Annotated in this window: 13 protein-coding genes; 6 read left to right on the top strand and 7 right to left on the bottom strand. The window is 67.8% G+C overall.

Annotated elements, in window-relative coordinates; all coding sequences use genetic code 11:
• Positions 1-67: 67 nt before the first annotated feature.
• Positions 68-811 carry a hypothetical protein gene (locus tag GOPIP_RS29405; RefSeq protein WP_138944091.1) on the top strand — a complete coding sequence of 248 codons (744 nt, stop codon included), beginning with the start codon at positions 68-70 and terminating at the stop codon, positions 809-811.
• On the opposite strand, the gene GOPIP_RS08150 is transcribed toward GOPIP_RS29405, so the two are convergent.
• Positions 740-2,485 (bottom strand): TM0106 family RecB-like putative nuclease, encoded by a 1,746-nt coding sequence (locus GOPIP_RS08150; RefSeq protein WP_138944090.1) that lies wholly within the window; start codon positions 2,483-2,485, stop codon positions 740-742. The genes GOPIP_RS29405 and GOPIP_RS08150 overlap by 72 nt on opposite strands.
• A 170-nt stretch (positions 2,486-2,655) precedes the next feature.
• Here GOPIP_RS08150 and GOPIP_RS08145 point away from each other — a divergent pair, with 170 nt between their 5' ends.
• The 3 genes from GOPIP_RS08145 (at position 2,656) to GOPIP_RS08135 (ending at position 4,783) form a co-directional block, all read left to right on the top strand.
• Positions 2,656-3,369: a DUF6474 family protein gene (locus GOPIP_RS08145; RefSeq protein WP_006369142.1), complete on the top strand. Its 714-nt coding sequence runs from the start codon at positions 2,656-2,658 to the stop codon at positions 3,367-3,369.
• A gap of 127 nt (positions 3,370-3,496) precedes the next feature.
• Positions 3,497-4,303, top strand: a complete 807-nt coding sequence (locus tag GOPIP_RS08140) for a hypothetical protein (RefSeq protein WP_006369141.1) — start codon at positions 3,497-3,499, stop codon at positions 4,301-4,303.
• 42 nt (positions 4,304-4,345) lie between these two features.
• On the top strand, positions 4,346-4,783 hold the full coding sequence (locus GOPIP_RS08135; protein WP_244421123.1) for a hypothetical protein: 438 nt from the start codon (positions 4,346-4,348) through the stop codon (positions 4,781-4,783).
• 622 nt (positions 4,784-5,405) lie between these two features.
• Here GOPIP_RS08135 and GOPIP_RS08130 read toward each other — a convergent pair.
• Together GOPIP_RS08130 and GOPIP_RS08125 are read right to left on the bottom strand one after the other, a co-directional pair.
• Positions 5,406-6,278 (bottom strand): alpha/beta fold hydrolase, encoded by an 873-nt coding sequence (locus GOPIP_RS08130; protein ID WP_006369139.1) that lies wholly within the window; start codon positions 6,276-6,278, stop codon positions 5,406-5,408.
• Positions 6,279-6,360: 82 nt separating this feature from the next.
• Positions 6,361-7,206 carry a helix-turn-helix domain-containing protein gene (locus GOPIP_RS08125; RefSeq protein WP_138944089.1) on the bottom strand — a complete coding sequence of 282 codons (846 nt, stop codon included), beginning with the start codon at positions 7,204-7,206 and terminating at the stop codon, positions 6,361-6,363.
• A 70-nt stretch (positions 7,207-7,276) separates the two neighbouring features.
• On the opposite strand from GOPIP_RS08125, the gene GOPIP_RS08120 reads away from it, so the two are divergent.
• Positions 7,277-7,735, top strand: coding sequence for a DUF3224 domain-containing protein (locus GOPIP_RS08120; RefSeq protein ID WP_006369137.1), 459 nt, complete (start codon positions 7,277-7,279; stop codon positions 7,733-7,735).
• A gap of 102 nt (positions 7,736-7,837) precedes the next feature.
• Here the strand turns inward: GOPIP_RS08120 and GOPIP_RS08115 are convergent, their stop codons facing one another.
• On the bottom strand, positions 7,838-9,934 hold the full coding sequence (locus GOPIP_RS08115) for an ArnT family glycosyltransferase (protein ID WP_035727589.1): 2,097 nt from the start codon (positions 9,932-9,934) through the stop codon (positions 7,838-7,840).
• Positions 9,935-10,234: 300 nt separating this feature from the next.
• Here GOPIP_RS08115 and GOPIP_RS08110 point away from each other — a divergent pair, with 300 nt between their 5' ends.
• The gene (locus GOPIP_RS08110) at positions 10,235-10,804 is read left to right on the top strand and encodes an Rv1733c family protein (RefSeq protein ID WP_035727481.1); all 570 of its coding nucleotides are present in this window, start codon (positions 10,235-10,237) and stop codon (positions 10,802-10,804) included.
• A gap of 3 nt (positions 10,805-10,807) precedes the next feature.
• Here GOPIP_RS08110 and GOPIP_RS08105 read toward each other — a convergent pair whose 3' ends face one another.
• The 3 genes from GOPIP_RS08105 to rraA form a co-directional block, all read right to left on the bottom strand.
• A complete protein-coding gene (locus GOPIP_RS08105) occupies positions 10,808-12,001 on the bottom strand; it encodes a CapA family protein (RefSeq protein WP_006369134.1) in 1,194 nt (397 codons plus the stop codon).
• A gap of 106 nt (positions 12,002-12,107) precedes the next feature.
• Positions 12,108-13,664: a succinic semialdehyde dehydrogenase gene (locus tag GOPIP_RS08100; protein ID WP_280110116.1), complete on the bottom strand. Its 1,557-nt coding sequence runs from the start codon at positions 13,662-13,664 to the stop codon at positions 12,108-12,110.
• A gap of 41 nt (positions 13,665-13,705) precedes the next feature.
• The gene (gene rraA, locus GOPIP_RS08095; protein WP_006369132.1) at positions 13,706-14,203 is read right to left on the bottom strand and encodes a ribonuclease E activity regulator RraA; all 498 of its coding nucleotides are present in this window, start codon (positions 14,201-14,203) and stop codon (positions 13,706-13,708) included.
• Positions 14,204-14,267: the final 64 nt, after the last annotated feature.

Raw genomic sequence — 14,267 nt, 5'->3', positions numbered from 1 at the left:
CGCGCGGGAATTGATGGATCACTCAGAAATCGGGAGATCCACCCGACGACAGCAGGAGAGACCAGCGATGGGACGGCACCGCACACCGACGCCGCGTCGGCATCGACGTGTGCCGTTACTCACGCTGCTCGCCACATTGATGATGATGGTCGGCACCGGGGTCGGGGTGGCCGTTGCCACGCCGCCGAGCGGGACCGGCCCCACCGGCGGCGGGATCTGGTTCACGTGCTGCTCACATACGCAGCCGACCGGAAGCGGCAGCCAGTCGCCTGGTTCGTCCGGATCGTCCTCGTCATCCCCGTCGGGGTCGTCGCCGTCGGGCGGCAGCAGCGCTGTGGTCCCTCCTCACCCCGCACCGACCTACACGCCACCGACCGTGTCGACATCCACCTCGTCGTCGGGCAACGTGGTGTACCCGCAACGTGAGCGTCCCCGGCCGACGGCCACTGCACCCGCACCCGCGGCACCCGCCGCGCCGGTGCCGCCGGTCGTGCCCGTCGCACCACCTGCCGCAGGTGCGGGTGGTGCGGGCGCGGTTCCCGGGACATCCGCTCCGCACACCGGCCGATCGACACCGAATTCCATCCCGGCGGCGTCTCCCGCGCCGGGCGCACCCGCACCGCGCGCCACCACACCACGGCCGGTCTCGACGGCTCCGCAGGCGGCTCCCGCCGCGGAACCGAAGGTCACCCTCGCCGGCGTCGGCGGCTTCTTCCGCGACATCTCGCCCGGCCTGTTGCTACTGCTCGGTGCCGTCGCGCTTGTCGGCACCGGGCCGTTCCTCGACGCCCTGCGTTCGACTCGCCTCTGACCGTCGACGCAGCGTCAACAGCTCTTCTTGATAGGGGACGCGCCGGGCGAGGTCGGGATCGGTCCAGTCACCGTCCATCCATTCCCGCAACACCTTGGTGGCGAGCACGTCGTCCTCGTTGTAGGCCAAGAGCCGATCACGTTGGGAGAGATCGAGTTCGGTGGTGCCGAGCGCGACAGCCGCCTTGTACCAATCCATCGACGCGGCGCCGCCGGCCTCGTCGTCGCGCCAGGTGAAACCGGCGACGGGAGCGACCTTCTTCAAGCCTTTGCCCTGCGGGCACACGAAATTCGCGCTCACCGCCTCATAGATGTCGACCCACTCCGACGAATCGATGAACGCCTGGACCTCGGCGCGCGTGGGGACACCTGGTGCGCCGGCGAACCGATTGGCCGAGGAGAGCAACCACCGGTTCTCGGCCTGCTGCGAATAACAGTAGGCGGCAAAGGTTTTCCCGCTGTCGTGCGCGGCCTGCCGTTCGGCTTTCAGCCACGCCCAGAACTCGGCGAATGAGCGGGCCTCGTCGGCGGTCGGGAGTGGGTGCCAGGTGACGAAGGGCCGATAGCGCACCGGCCGGTCGCGGTCGACGTTGTCGGTGAGCAGCGTGCCCCATAGGTAGGCGCCGTCCTCGCCGTAGCTCTCCATGTCGACGTCGACCTCCACGTCGGCCCGCCGCACCAGGGGTCGCTCGACCCGGCGCACCAGGGGCACGTCGGTGAGCCAGGCGATCGCGTTGACCACGGCGTCGTCGAAGGCCACGTTCGACGGCCACGACTGCGGCGCCGGCCCCTCGTACCGGGCGAGCTGGTCGACGGTCCGGATTCCCGCCTCGGTCAGGGTGTCGGCCTGCCCCGAGGAGACCACGAGGCTGATGTCGCGGCGCGCCTCGAGTTCGGGACCACATTTCTCCCACCACGGGCAGCTGCGGCACTCGGAGACCCGGCGCGGCGCGGTCAGCACCGACCCCGCGGCGATGGCCTGTCGCCGCTCGAACACCGACCGGTAGTCGGGCAGCGTCGTTCCGATGCGGTGCACGACGATGCAATCGATGTCCAGGCCGATCACCCCGGCGCACAGGTCCGGCTCGTCATGCGTCGGGGCCAGCCCCTCGTCGAGCAGCATCTGGGTCAGATGGGCCAGCCGCAGCTGGTCACGACGGTGGTTGCGGATGGTGCGGTGCGGGTCGGGGGTCGGCAGCCATCCCCACAGCGGGCTGGTCAACAGCGCCACCGTGCCCTCGGCGGGCGCACCGCGTCGCGGCTTGGCCGGATACGACGCCCGATGATTCACCACGATGATCGGGAGATAGCCGTCGTCGACGCGGACGAGAAGTTCCGAATGTCCCCGACGACCATGGTCGGGGTCGATCGGCAGCGTCGCATTCCAGATCCAGTGCGCACCCTCGTCGCATGCCTGCAACGTCCGCGCCGCCCGCTGTGCCGAGGAGCCCGGGCCGACGGTGACGAACGTGTTCGGTTCCTGGTCGCTGTGGATGGCCCGCAGCAGGTCACGGACACGATCCCGATGCAACGCCGCAGCCTCGGTGCGACGCGCGGCCTCGGGTGTCTGCGGACGGTCTCGGGTCATCTCGGGGTGCGCGGAATCCAGGGCGAGGCGATGCTCGCACCCGGCGAGGTCCCGGGCGTGCAGCAGGCTCACCACCGTCGTCGTCACCTCCTGCAGTCCCCGGTTGTGCGGTATCGCCCGTCACAGTCTGTTTCCGAGCCTATGTAATGCTTGTGTCGGTGGGTTCACCATCGCGGTCGCGCGCGTCATGTAGCGATCGTGTAGGTGGACTCGTACAGGTGGACAAAGACTCGGCAGTCCCAGCGAAAGGTGCCCCGATGGGTGTGTTCTCGTCCGACGGTAGAAGCCGTGCCGAACGGCGGGCCGAGGCCAAAGCACTCAAGGCCAAGGCGAAGCTCGAGGCCAAGTTCGAATCCAAGGATCGCCGCAAGGCCGCCAAGGAACGCCGCAAGGCCGAGCACAAGCTGCGGGGCAAAGAGCTCAAGGTCGAGCAGAAGACTGCGAAGAAAGCCGCCAAGGCCGACCGCAAGGCGAGCAAGGCGCAGGTGAAGGTCGCGCAGGCCGAAGCCAAGACGGTGGCCGCGAAGGCGAAGGCTGCCGCCGACGCCAAGCCTTACAGCCCGGCGAGCGTGCGCCGCTATCTGACGGTCGGACGGCTCGTCGCCCCGATCGTCGCGCCGGTTGTGTATCGCGCCGCGGTGGCCGCACGGGGTCGATTCTCGTCGATGCAGGCCGAACGGGTCGGCGTCGCGCCGGACGTGCTGCGTCAGTTCTCCGGACACGGTGCGAGCCTCGCCGCGCGGATTGCCACCGCCCGCACCTCCCTGGACAAGGTGGCCGCCCAGGACACCACCGCCGATGCCAAGGCCTTCGTCGACGCGATCGGCAAGCGTCTGGACAACCTCGCCATCGCGGTGGACGCCGCCGAGGCGATGGCGTCGGGACAGCGTCGCACCGCGCACCGCGCGATCGAGGACGAACTCGGGGCGATCGACGCCGACATCCTCGCGAGGCTCGGCGTCCGGTCCTGAGCAATGTCGGCGCCATGACGGCGTCGTGAGACGGCGTGGTGCTGTGTCCGGGGTGTCCGTGTCCGGTGTGTGTCATGTCTAGGATTGGTTTCGCCACGTCAGCGACATGCGAGGGAGCGACCGCACCATGACCGACCCGGACCCGAACAAGGCGCGCCCATCGTCCGACGGCCGGACGGCCGGGAGTGGCGAGCCGGAAACGGGTTCCGGCGCGGCCGGTCACAGCACACCGGCCAAGAAGGTCGCGAAGAAGAGCCCCGCGAAGAAGGCACCCGCCAAGAAGGCTCCGCCGAAGGCCGCTGACGCCGAGGAAACCGCCGCCGACAAAGCCGCAAACGACAAGGCCGCAACCGACAAGCCGGCGGCCACGAAGACCCCCGCGAAGAAAGCGCCCGCGAAAAAGGCGCCGGCAAAGAAAGCCGCGGTGAAGAAGTCCGCTCCGAAGAAGGCCACCGCCGAGAAAGCCCCAGTGAAGAAGGCGCCGGCGAAGAAGGCGCCGGCGAAGAAGGCGCCGCCCACCAAGCGGCCGTCACCGAGCGCGGGCACCGCGCCGGCCAAGAAGGCGCCACCCAAGTCGGCTCCCCCGTCACCTGAACCGGCACCCGAGCCGACACCGGCCCGTGCCGCTGTCGAACCCGAGCTTCCCTTCGACGAGCCGGCCGCCGCCGAACCCACCACCGAAGCCGTGGCGTCCACCCCCTCGGCTTCCGAGCAGCCTGCATCCGCAGAATCCGACAGCGCCGCGGAATCCCACAGCACGGCGATCGTCGACGTCGTCGCCGAATCCGATGCTCAGCGAGCCACTTTCGCGCAGCTGCGCGCCGGCGCCCCCACGGAGCTCCCCTATCCCGTTCGTGTGCCGGTCGTCGTCGGCGGCGGCCTACTCGCCGTCCTACTGCTCCTCATCGAGGTACTTCGGCATCGGCGGAGCTGACCGACCATGGCCGCGGTTCGGTGCCTGTGGTGCGTAATCGCCGTGGGCGCTCTGGCATTCGTGATCTGGGCGGCGTATCAGCCGGTCGGTTTCGTGTCCCTGGGATGCGGCAAGGGCGGCGTACTGGAGGAGACGGGCACCCGACCCGGTGCCACGTGCGCGGATACGACCTTCTCCGCGCTCGGACCGTGGCCGTTGATCCAATTGGGTCTGGCGCTCGCCCTGCCCCCGATCGTGGCGGCGATCGTCATGCGGTGTTGGGTCTCGTGGCTGGTGGTCCCGGTGATTCTCGTCGTAGCCTTTGTCGGCCTTGCTAATTGGGCCTTCTTCTGGGGGTTGCTCACCCTCGCCGGGGTGCCGATGGCCGTCCTGTCGCTCATCATCGCCGGTGCACATCTCGGCGTGAAAGCGCTACAGGACTCGGAACGCACACGCGCCGACAGCACGGGGTCGCTTGGAGAGATCCTGCGGCGAGCGTAGTCGCGGAGGGGAGCTAGCAGCGCGGAGCCGAAACCAGCATCGGTACAAGCGATCTCGCGGCTCTCCGCCTGGCGGCTCATCATCCCCCCGATCACAGCGAAAGCCATACCCACTACCACACCCCACCGACAGACAACTGCCGCCAGCCCACCAGCCAAACCTGTTGTCCACAAGCACCTTTCCTTCCACACAATCCGGTGCAACGGGTCCCGGGGCCCGGCGTCTGCGGCGCCGTGCACCTCGACCATCGGGTGGGGAGTGTCCGATCGTCGGATGGGGAGAGCATCAGCATCATTCGAGGGGATCGTCGTCCCCCGCTGGTCGAGGTGCGAGCCGCGTGCGGCGAGCCTCGAGACCACCCGCGCCGATGCTGGATTCGGGTCACGGTGGACCGGGCACCCATCGGTGCAACGGTTCTCGGGGCGGGACGGCCATCGGGACGGAAGGGCCGAACGTCATGAACCGACGGGCGGGTGCAAGCCGCGACCGCGAATACAGTTTCCACCGAATTGGGCCGAAAACCCCGAAAATCGGGGTCGGATACCCGCTCCGGTGGAAGTTGTATTCATATCAACCGCGACCATCCACTGAAGGCAAGTTCCACCAGCGCGGCGCCGGCGACTCAGGCGATGCGAGCGAGGATCGCCTCGGCCACCTGTTCCGGGCGGCGTTGCGGAATCCAGTGGTCGACTCCTTCGAGGACGATGAAGTCGTAAGGGGCGTCCACCATCTGGGCGCAACCGCGGGCGCCGGCCCGGGACAGGTAGACGTCTCCGTCGCTCCAGATGTGGGTGGTCGGCACCGTGACCTTGCGGTTCATCAGTCCGCGATCGCCGTACTTCAGTGCGCGATACCAGTTGAGTCCGCCGGTCAGTGCACCGTAGTCGATGATGTCGGTCTGCAGCTGCTCGGCGAAGCCGGGCGGACCGAATCGTGCCGCCCTCGGGTTGGACATGCCTTTGCTCAGCGCCCATTCCGCGAATCCCGGGATCTGGAACACTCCCATGTACCACGACCGCAACAGCTGACCACGCGGCATCGCGCGCAGATAGGCCCCCGGATGCGGAACCGCGAGTGCGGTCAGCGTGGCGACACGATCGGGATAGTCGGCGGCGACGGCCCACGCCACTCCCGATCCCCAATCATGGCCCACCAGATGAATTTTCGGTGCGTCCAGCGTGTCGGCCAAGGCAATGACGTCGCGGGCGAGCTCGGAGATCCGGTAATCACGGACGGCGGCCGGACGCGCCCGCGGGGAGTATCCGCGCTGATCAGGGGCGACAGTGCGGTAGCCGCGCTCATTCAGGATCGGGGTGACCAGGTTCCAGCACGCGGCGCGTTCGGGAAATCCGTGCAGCAGCACGATCGGGATGTCGGCTCCCGGCACCTCCCCCGACCCCACACGACCGGAGTCGATCACATCGAAAACATATCCGTCCCTGCCGAATTCACTGATTCTTCCGGTCTCGCCGGTATTGCTGTCGTCCGTCATCATGCCTCCCGTCCAGGACCGCCGAAGCCGTTCCGGCGGCAGCGCACTGCTCGACAGTAGCGCGTCCGGCGCTCATCGAACCCGCTCACCGTTCGCTGCCCCCGGTCCGTTCGGTCCGGACGTAGGTGGCCGGGGGTTTCCCGACGATGCGACTGAACGCGCGCGTGAGATGCGATTGGTCGCTGAATCCCAGACGCACCGCCGTGTCGGCCCAGTCGACGTCTCCACCCGCATTGGCGATCGCAGCGACATCGAGTATCCGGAACCGCTGGATGACCCACTTCGGTCCGATGCCCACGTACTCACCGAACTGCCGCTGCAGCGTCCGCAAACTCACGCCCGCCTGTGCGGCGAGTTGCTCGGCACGAGTGATGGACGGGTCGTGTTCGGCCGCCTCGGCGAGCGCGGCAACCTCGTCGATCACCGGGTCGTCGACGGGATCACGCTCGGCGAGCCACCGGACGGCGATCGTCACCAACTCGTCGTCGCCCACGTCGGGGTCGAGGAGTTGCCGCGCAACCTCACGGTCATCGACGCCGAGCACGTCGGCCACCGTGCGCACCGATCGGGTCCACGCACTCACCGGACCGTCGAGAAATCCCCGAAATCCACCGGCACGGAAGGCGATGCCGAACACCTGGCCGTCGTCGGTGAGCGTCCGCGAAAACCTGCTCTCCCCCACGCCATGCACCCAGAGCCTGCCGTCCTCGGCCGCCACGTGCACCACGGGTTGCGGAATGACCTGCTGCTCATGAATTTCGACGGTGGACCAGCGCACGATCCAGAAGTAGTCGACCCAGCGAGCGAGATCGGCAGGCGCACGCAGACGCGACACCCGGAACGGCATCGCGGCGGCAGGCCCGATGATCGCCCGTGGCCCGCGGCCCAGCACGGGCTGCGTGGTGAAGCCCTCGTTTCCGTCCTCGCTCATCACAACCAGTGTCGAACCGATGTCGCGTTTGTACAAGACCACACCCGCACCCCAACCGCACCCTGGAGCCATGAGCACCTCATCGACTTCCCGGACACACTCCGTCACAGCCACATTCCAGGTCATCTCGTGGAACGAGGAGAAGATCTACACCACCGACGACCGCACCGTCGAGATCAGCGGCGTCACCTACCCGGCGCGGGGGTTCAGCCGCGCCGACGTCGCCTACTCCTACCAGGGTGACGTCACCGGCACGGGCACCCTCGCCTACCTGCTCACCTACATCGAGGGCGCCGACGCCCCGACTGCGGGCTTCGAGGCGTTCGAGGGATCGATCGATGGCCACGAGGGCAGTCTCGTGCTGCGGCACAACGGTTTCCACAACGCCACCGGCGTGCACGAGACCGTCGAGATCGTCGAGGGCCTCGGCACCGGCGGTCTGGCAGCCATGCGCGGACACGCCGAGATCGACCTGGCCGGCCACAGCGACGACGGCTACCCGATCACCTTTCACTACACGATGGAATGAGCAATCCACCCGGGCCCACCAGCACGGCAGCCGCGACCGATTCGGTCGCGGCTGCCGTGGTCTGGCGGGCGTGGTCTGGCGGGCGTGATCAGACCGAGGGGATCAGATCAGCTTGTACACCGTCTGCCCGCCGACGGTCATCGCGGTGAAGTTCTGCGACACCCAGGTCGAGATCTCCGAATTGCCGCCGGGACCGCCGCCCGATCCGCCGATGTAGTAGGCGATCTTGCCCTCCGACACCATCTTCTTGAATTCGTCGAGCGTGGGCGCGGGGTCGTTGCTCCAGCCGCCGATGGCCATCACCGATTTGCCGGTCGCGATCTCGATCCCCGACGCCGACTGCGATCCGTTGGTCGCCGCCGCCCAGGTGGTGCTGGTGGACTGCAGTAGCTTGACCAGATCGCTGTTCGACGACACGTCGCCACCGAAACCGCCCATGCCACCGCCACGTCGTCCCTGCTGATCCGAACCGTTCTGGGCCGAACCGTTCTGGGCCGAACCGGTTTGGGCCGAACCGTTCTGGGTCGAACCGTTGTGGGACGTGGTCCCCGACGGCGGGGTTCCCTGGGTACCCTGCGTCGACCCGTGCTGCCCACCTCGTCCGCCGAAGCCACCGAAGCCGCCCATGCCACCGGGTCCGCCCATGCCGCCACCGGCCGAGGAGGTCTGCACCGCGGTCGGGATCGACCCGCTGTGTGCGGTGGTCGCGGTCGCGATCGAAAAGGCTGCGGTACCACCGAATCCGGCGAGTGAACCCGCCAGCACCGAGGCGGCCACGACCTTCTTCAGGCCCAGCACGCTTCCGGCTATCACACCGATCACGGCGACGACGGCCACCACACCGATCAGCCATCGGCACCACACCGGACCCCAGTCGTTGCGATTGAGCAGCACGATGGCCCACCATGCGGCCAGCCCGATCATGGCGGCCATCGCGATTCGTCCGTCCCAGTGCGCCCGCCGACGCCACGCGAACACCGATCCCAGACCGACGAGCGCGCCGATCGCCGGGGCCAGCGCCACCGTGTAGTACGGGTGGATGGTGCCGCTCATGTAGCTGAAGATCATCCCGGTCACCAGCAGCCAGCCACCCCAGGTGACGATGGCGCCGGACTCGACGCGGTCAACACCGTTGCGGTAGTTGAAGATCGGGAAGCTGCGGATCATCAGGTACACCCCGAAGGCCACCACGAACAGCGCCACCGGCAACAGCCAGGAGATCTCGTTGCCCATCTCCGAGCCGAACAGTCGATTCAGACCCGTCGAACCGCCGAAGGAGCCGCCGGCCTGCCCGCCACCGGGACCACCGCCACCGCCCGGGCCGTTACCGCCACTGATGCGACCCAGCCCGTTGTAGCCGAGCACCAGATTCATGAACGAGTTGTCGGTGGAGCCCCCGATGTAGGGCCGCGAGCTCGCCGGGACGAGGATCGTGACCAGCACGAACCAGCCCGCCGACACCACCAGCGCCACCGCTGCGAGCAGCAACTGCCCGATCCGCTTGAGCCAGCCGTTGTTCGCGAACAGCAGGTAGGCCAGCGCGAATGCCGGCAGCACCAGCAGGCCCTGCATCATCTTGGTGAGGAACGCGAAGCCCAGCGCGACACCCACCAGGGCCAGCCAGCGGCCAGAGTTGGTCGCGATCGCCCGCGCCGTGCAGTAGGCCGCGGCCACCATCAACAGCACCAGCAGCGCGTCGGGGTTGTTGAAGCGGAACATCAGGGCGGCCGCCGGGGTGAACGCCAGCACGGCGCCGGCGATGAGGCCGGCCGCGGTGCCCTGGCGGGGATCGGCGATGACACGGCGCATCGTCGCGTACATCAACGCGACCGACGCGACGCCCATGATCGCCTGCGGCGCGAGCACCGCCCAGGAGTTCATCCCGAAGATCCGCACCGACAACCCGGTGACCCATAGCGAGGCCGGCGGCTTGTCGACGGTGATGAAGCTCGACGGATCCAGCGCGCCGAAGAACCAGGCACGCCAGCTCTGCGACCCGGCCCAGGCGGCCGCGGCGTAGAAGGTGTTGGCGTAGCCGCTGGCCGAGAGGTTCCACAGATAGAGAACTCCGGTGATGGTCAGCAAGCCGGTCAGGCTCAGCTTGCTCCACGGCATCGGTCGCCCGGTGCGCCGATGGCTCGGTGGGGCGGCGTCGTCGGATGGCGGCGACGAACTCGGCCGATCCAGAATTGCGGTCATCATTCCTCCTGTCGCGAGACCTTCACGTCTCGCCGTTGCTCACTGCGTGTGTTGCCGGGTGGACGTACGCCGGGCGATCCGCCCCGCCAGTGCACTGGCCTCGTTCATGGCAGCGCACTGCATCGGGTTCAAGAATGATGTCCGGTTCTCCACCCCGACTGGACGACGACTGGGAGAAGCCTGTGAGCATGCGAGCGGTGTTGGGTTGCTCACACTTCGTCGTTACCTGGGCTTTCGCGTTTGTCAAAACCGTTACCGAAGCGAATTGTGGAAGGTGAATGTGTTCGCGATCGCGAGGTAATGATGGACAACCGGATGTCGTATCGGCGGAGGGCCGCGTATCTACCGTGGTCCCACAATCCGTTGATGCGACGCGGCGATCGGATGATCGCCGCCGCGGTCGTCGCATCCGTCGTCATCCTTCTCCTGGCGATCCCACTGAGCGTGTGGGCGGCCGATGCCACCTATCGCTCGGTCACCGACCGCGCCGACGCCGCGATCCCCATCTCCGCCACGGTCGTCAGCGTCTCCGATTCGGATCCGACCGCCGTCGAGACCACCGCCACCGTCTCGTGGCGCAATTCCTCGGGCGTGCACACCGATTCGACGTCGGTGCCCCGCGGCACCAAGGACGGCTCCACCACCCCCGCATGGACCACCGCGGACGGCACCCGGCTCCAGGATCACCCCGGCCCCACCGAACGCGTTCTGGGTGCGGTCTGGGTGGGTGTACTGGCCTGGTGTGCGATGTTCGCGCTGGTGATGAGTGGGGTCACCCTGGTTCGACGCCGGGTCGCGCGCATCCACGACGTTTTGTGGGACCGTGAGTGGTCGCAGGCGGGCAACGCCAACGGCTGGGCGTCTCGCTGACCCTCAGCCCGGTCCGCCCACCCCACCCGGCCGTGTCGGGGTCGTCGGGACATTGTTCGGGTTCACCGGCACGAACGCATTGGCGGCGCGGCCGTTCAGCGTCGGGGAGAGCCCGTTGATGAACGTCAGGACCTGCGCCGCCTGCGCCTGCGGATACGGCGTCGGGACGTAGTCGTTGTAGGACTCCGTACGTGACACCCGCGTCGGGATCACCCGGAAATCGACACCGCGCACCGCGGTACCGGCCATGTCGAAGCGGGTTTGCAGGATGAAGGTGCGTTTGTCGGTGGGGTTGCTGTTGCCACCGAAGGCGAAGTTGCCGAACGAGTATGCAATCAGCTTGCCCCGATAGATCTCCATGGACTGGATGACATGGGGATGGGTTCCGACGACGAGGTCGGCGCCCGCGTCGATCGCGAGATGGGCGAGCTCGGTCTGCACACCGTACGGTTCGTGTTCGCTCTCGATGCCCCAGTGCATGAACGGGATCACCACGTCGGCGCCGCGGGCTCGCAGGGATTTGATGTCCGACACCAGTTTTCGACGCATCTGTGCGCTGTCGGTCCACGCCTGGTATCCGACGAAGCCGAACCTCACGCCCTTGATCGTGGTCAGGTTGTCCAGGTCGTACCCCGACCCCTCGCTCTCGTCACCGGTGCCGAAGTACTCCACGCCGACACCCCGGAGCGCGGCGAGTGTGTCATCGAAACCGACCTGGCCGTAATCGAAGGTGTGATTGTTGGCGACGGTCACCACGTCGATCCCGCCCGCGGGCAACGTCGCCGCGAGCGCCGGATCACCGTGGAAGTGATAGACCTCGCCCTCCCCCTTGTAGCGCTGCGTGCCGCGGCGCGTGAGCGCCACCTCGAAGTTGGCGACGGTCAGATCGTCCGCATCGAACAGCGCCTTGACGTTCTGGAAGAAGTAGTCCGGCCGCCGCCCGTTGTCCGCCCACACCGTCGGCAACGACGTCGCCGTGGAGAACTTGTCGTCGGTGCCCAGGATGTTGTCACCGGTGAAACTCAGGACGAGCTGCTGGGCACGGGGCATCGGCGGCGCGGCAACCGGCCCGGGCACCACCCGTGCGACCGGCGCAACCGTCGTCGACGATGCCGACGACGCCGCCACCACTCCGACGACGACCCCGATCACCACGACCAGCCAGACGCCGGAACGTCGGCGCACACTCGCGAACACTCTTGCATCCAACCGGATTGGCACGCCGTGTGCGTGTCGGCTGATCAGGGGATTTCAGGCCCGGGAGGGGCCGGAACCCCGGGTGTTCGAGTGCTTGAGAATCCGATCAGCGACCGGGCAGATACTTCAGGGCGCGCATCGCGAACGGCGTCGCCGCGCGGTAGAGGCCCTGCGGGATGCCGGGTGCGCGATCGATGCCGATGAACCGCTGCTCGGCGATCGTCTGCGGCTCGGTGTATTTGAGCAGGCCCTCCTCGCCGTGCCGGCGCCCGACGCCGGAGATGCCCATGCCGCCCATCGGGGCTGCCGTCGACGCCCACGCCGCGGCATAGCCCTCGTTGATGTTGACCGTGCCGGCCCGCAGCTTCTCGGCGATCCGCTGGGCCTCGTCACTGCTGCCCGCCCACACGCTGGCGTTGAGTCCGTAGTCGGTGTCGTTGGCGAGTTTGATGGCCTCGTCGATCGAGTCGACCGGGTACACCGACACCACCGGACCGAAGGTCTCGTTGGCGAAGCACTCCATCGCATCGGTGACGCCGGTGAGCACGGTCGGCTCGAAGAAGAACGGTCCCAGGTCGGCGCGGCGCTTGCCGCCCGCGATCACCGTGGCGCCCTTGGCCACTGCGTCGTCGACGTGTGCCTGGGCGGTGTCGACCTGGGCGGCTGAGGCGAGCGAGCCCATGTCGGCACTGAAATCGTAGGTGGCGCCCAGGCGCATGCCGCGGACGAATGCACCGAACTTCTCGATGAACTCGTCGGCGATGATCGCGTCGACGTAGAGGCGCTCGATGGAGATGCACAACTGCCCGGAGTTCGAGTAGCAGGCGCGGGCGGCGCCCTCGACGGCGCGGTCGATGTCGGCGCCCGCGGTGACGATCATCGGGTTCTTGCCGCCCAGTTCGGCGGAGAAGCCGATCAGACGTCGGCCGGCCTGCTCGGCGAGCGTGGCGCCGGTCGCCGACGAGCCGGTGAACATGACGTAGTCGGTGGTGGCGACGATCGCTTGTCCGACAACACTTCCCGGTCCCGGTACAACAGCGAACAACTCGGCCGGCAGGCCCGCCTCGTAGAGCAGTTCGGCCAGCGCCAGCGCACAGTACGGGGTCTGGCTGTCGGGTTTGATGACCACACCGTTGCCGGCGAGCAGCGCGGCCACCGCGTCGGAGACCGCGAGGGTCAGCGGATAGTTCCACGGGCTGATCACGCCGACGACACCCTTGGGCTGATATCGCACCCGCACACTCGTCGCGCCCGGGATGATGCCCTTGACCTTGCGGTCGGCGAGCATCTTGGGGCCCGCGGTGGCGTAGTGCCGCGCGGTCAGCGCGACGTCGATGACCTCTTCCTGGGCGTAGACGCGCGCCTTGCCGGTCTCGGCCTGCGCGATGTCCATCAGCGACGCCGCGTTGCGGTGCACCAGCTTGGAGAACTTGTCGAGGACCTTGGCGCGGTCCTGCGGGCTGCGCGCGGCCCAGCCCTCCTGGGCGACGCGGGCGCGGGCCACGGCGGTCTCGAGGTCGGCGGCGGTCCCGACCGGGATGGTGGCCATCTCGACACCACTGAACGCCTCGAGGACCGGGCGGGTGGGCCGGTCGGCGGCGTTGTCGATGGCGACGAGCGCACCGAGACGGGCGAAGTATTCGGGAGTGGGTCGGGCCATGATCTGTGCGCTCCTCGTCAGCGATCGGGAGGTGGGTGTGACGGTCAGACGGCGGCGACGAGCACGATGCCGTCGTCGTCGGAGTAGAGGGTGTCGCCGGGGACGAAGGTGATGCCGCCGAGGTCGATGGGCACGTCGCGCTCACCTGCACCGGTCTTGGTGGACTTGCGCGGGTTGGTGCCCAGTGCCTTCACACCGATCCCCATCCCGCCGATCGTCTTCGCGTCGCGGATCGCGCCGTTGACGATGATGCCGGCCCAGCCGTTGGACCGGCCGAGTTCGGCGATCAGATCGCCGACCAGTGCGGTGTGCACCGACGCGTCGCCGTCGACGACGAGGACACCCCCCGGGTTGGATTCGCCGAGCACCGACTTGAGCAGGGCGTTGTCCTGGAAGCAGCGCACGGTGCTCACGCGGCCGACGAACTCGCGCACGCCGCCGTACTGGGTGAACTGGACGTCGCAGCTACGGACATCGGCACCGATCTCGTCGACCAGGTCGGCGGTCGGGGTGAAGGTGAGCTCACTCATGCCGACCAGCATAGGTGTAACCGCAACCAACAGGTAATGACCCCTACTCCGCCGACAGCGCCCTCCAACCCGCCGA

Origin of the sequence: Gordonia polyisoprenivorans NBRC 16320 = JCM 10675 (genome assembly GCF_000241325.1) — a bacterium.
GTDB classification, from domain to species: Bacteria; Actinomycetota; Actinomycetes; order Mycobacteriales; family Mycobacteriaceae; genus Gordonia; species Gordonia polyisoprenivorans.
The sequence above is the reverse complement of the archived record's forward strand: the minus strand, read 5'-3'. Positions and strand labels throughout refer to the sequence as shown.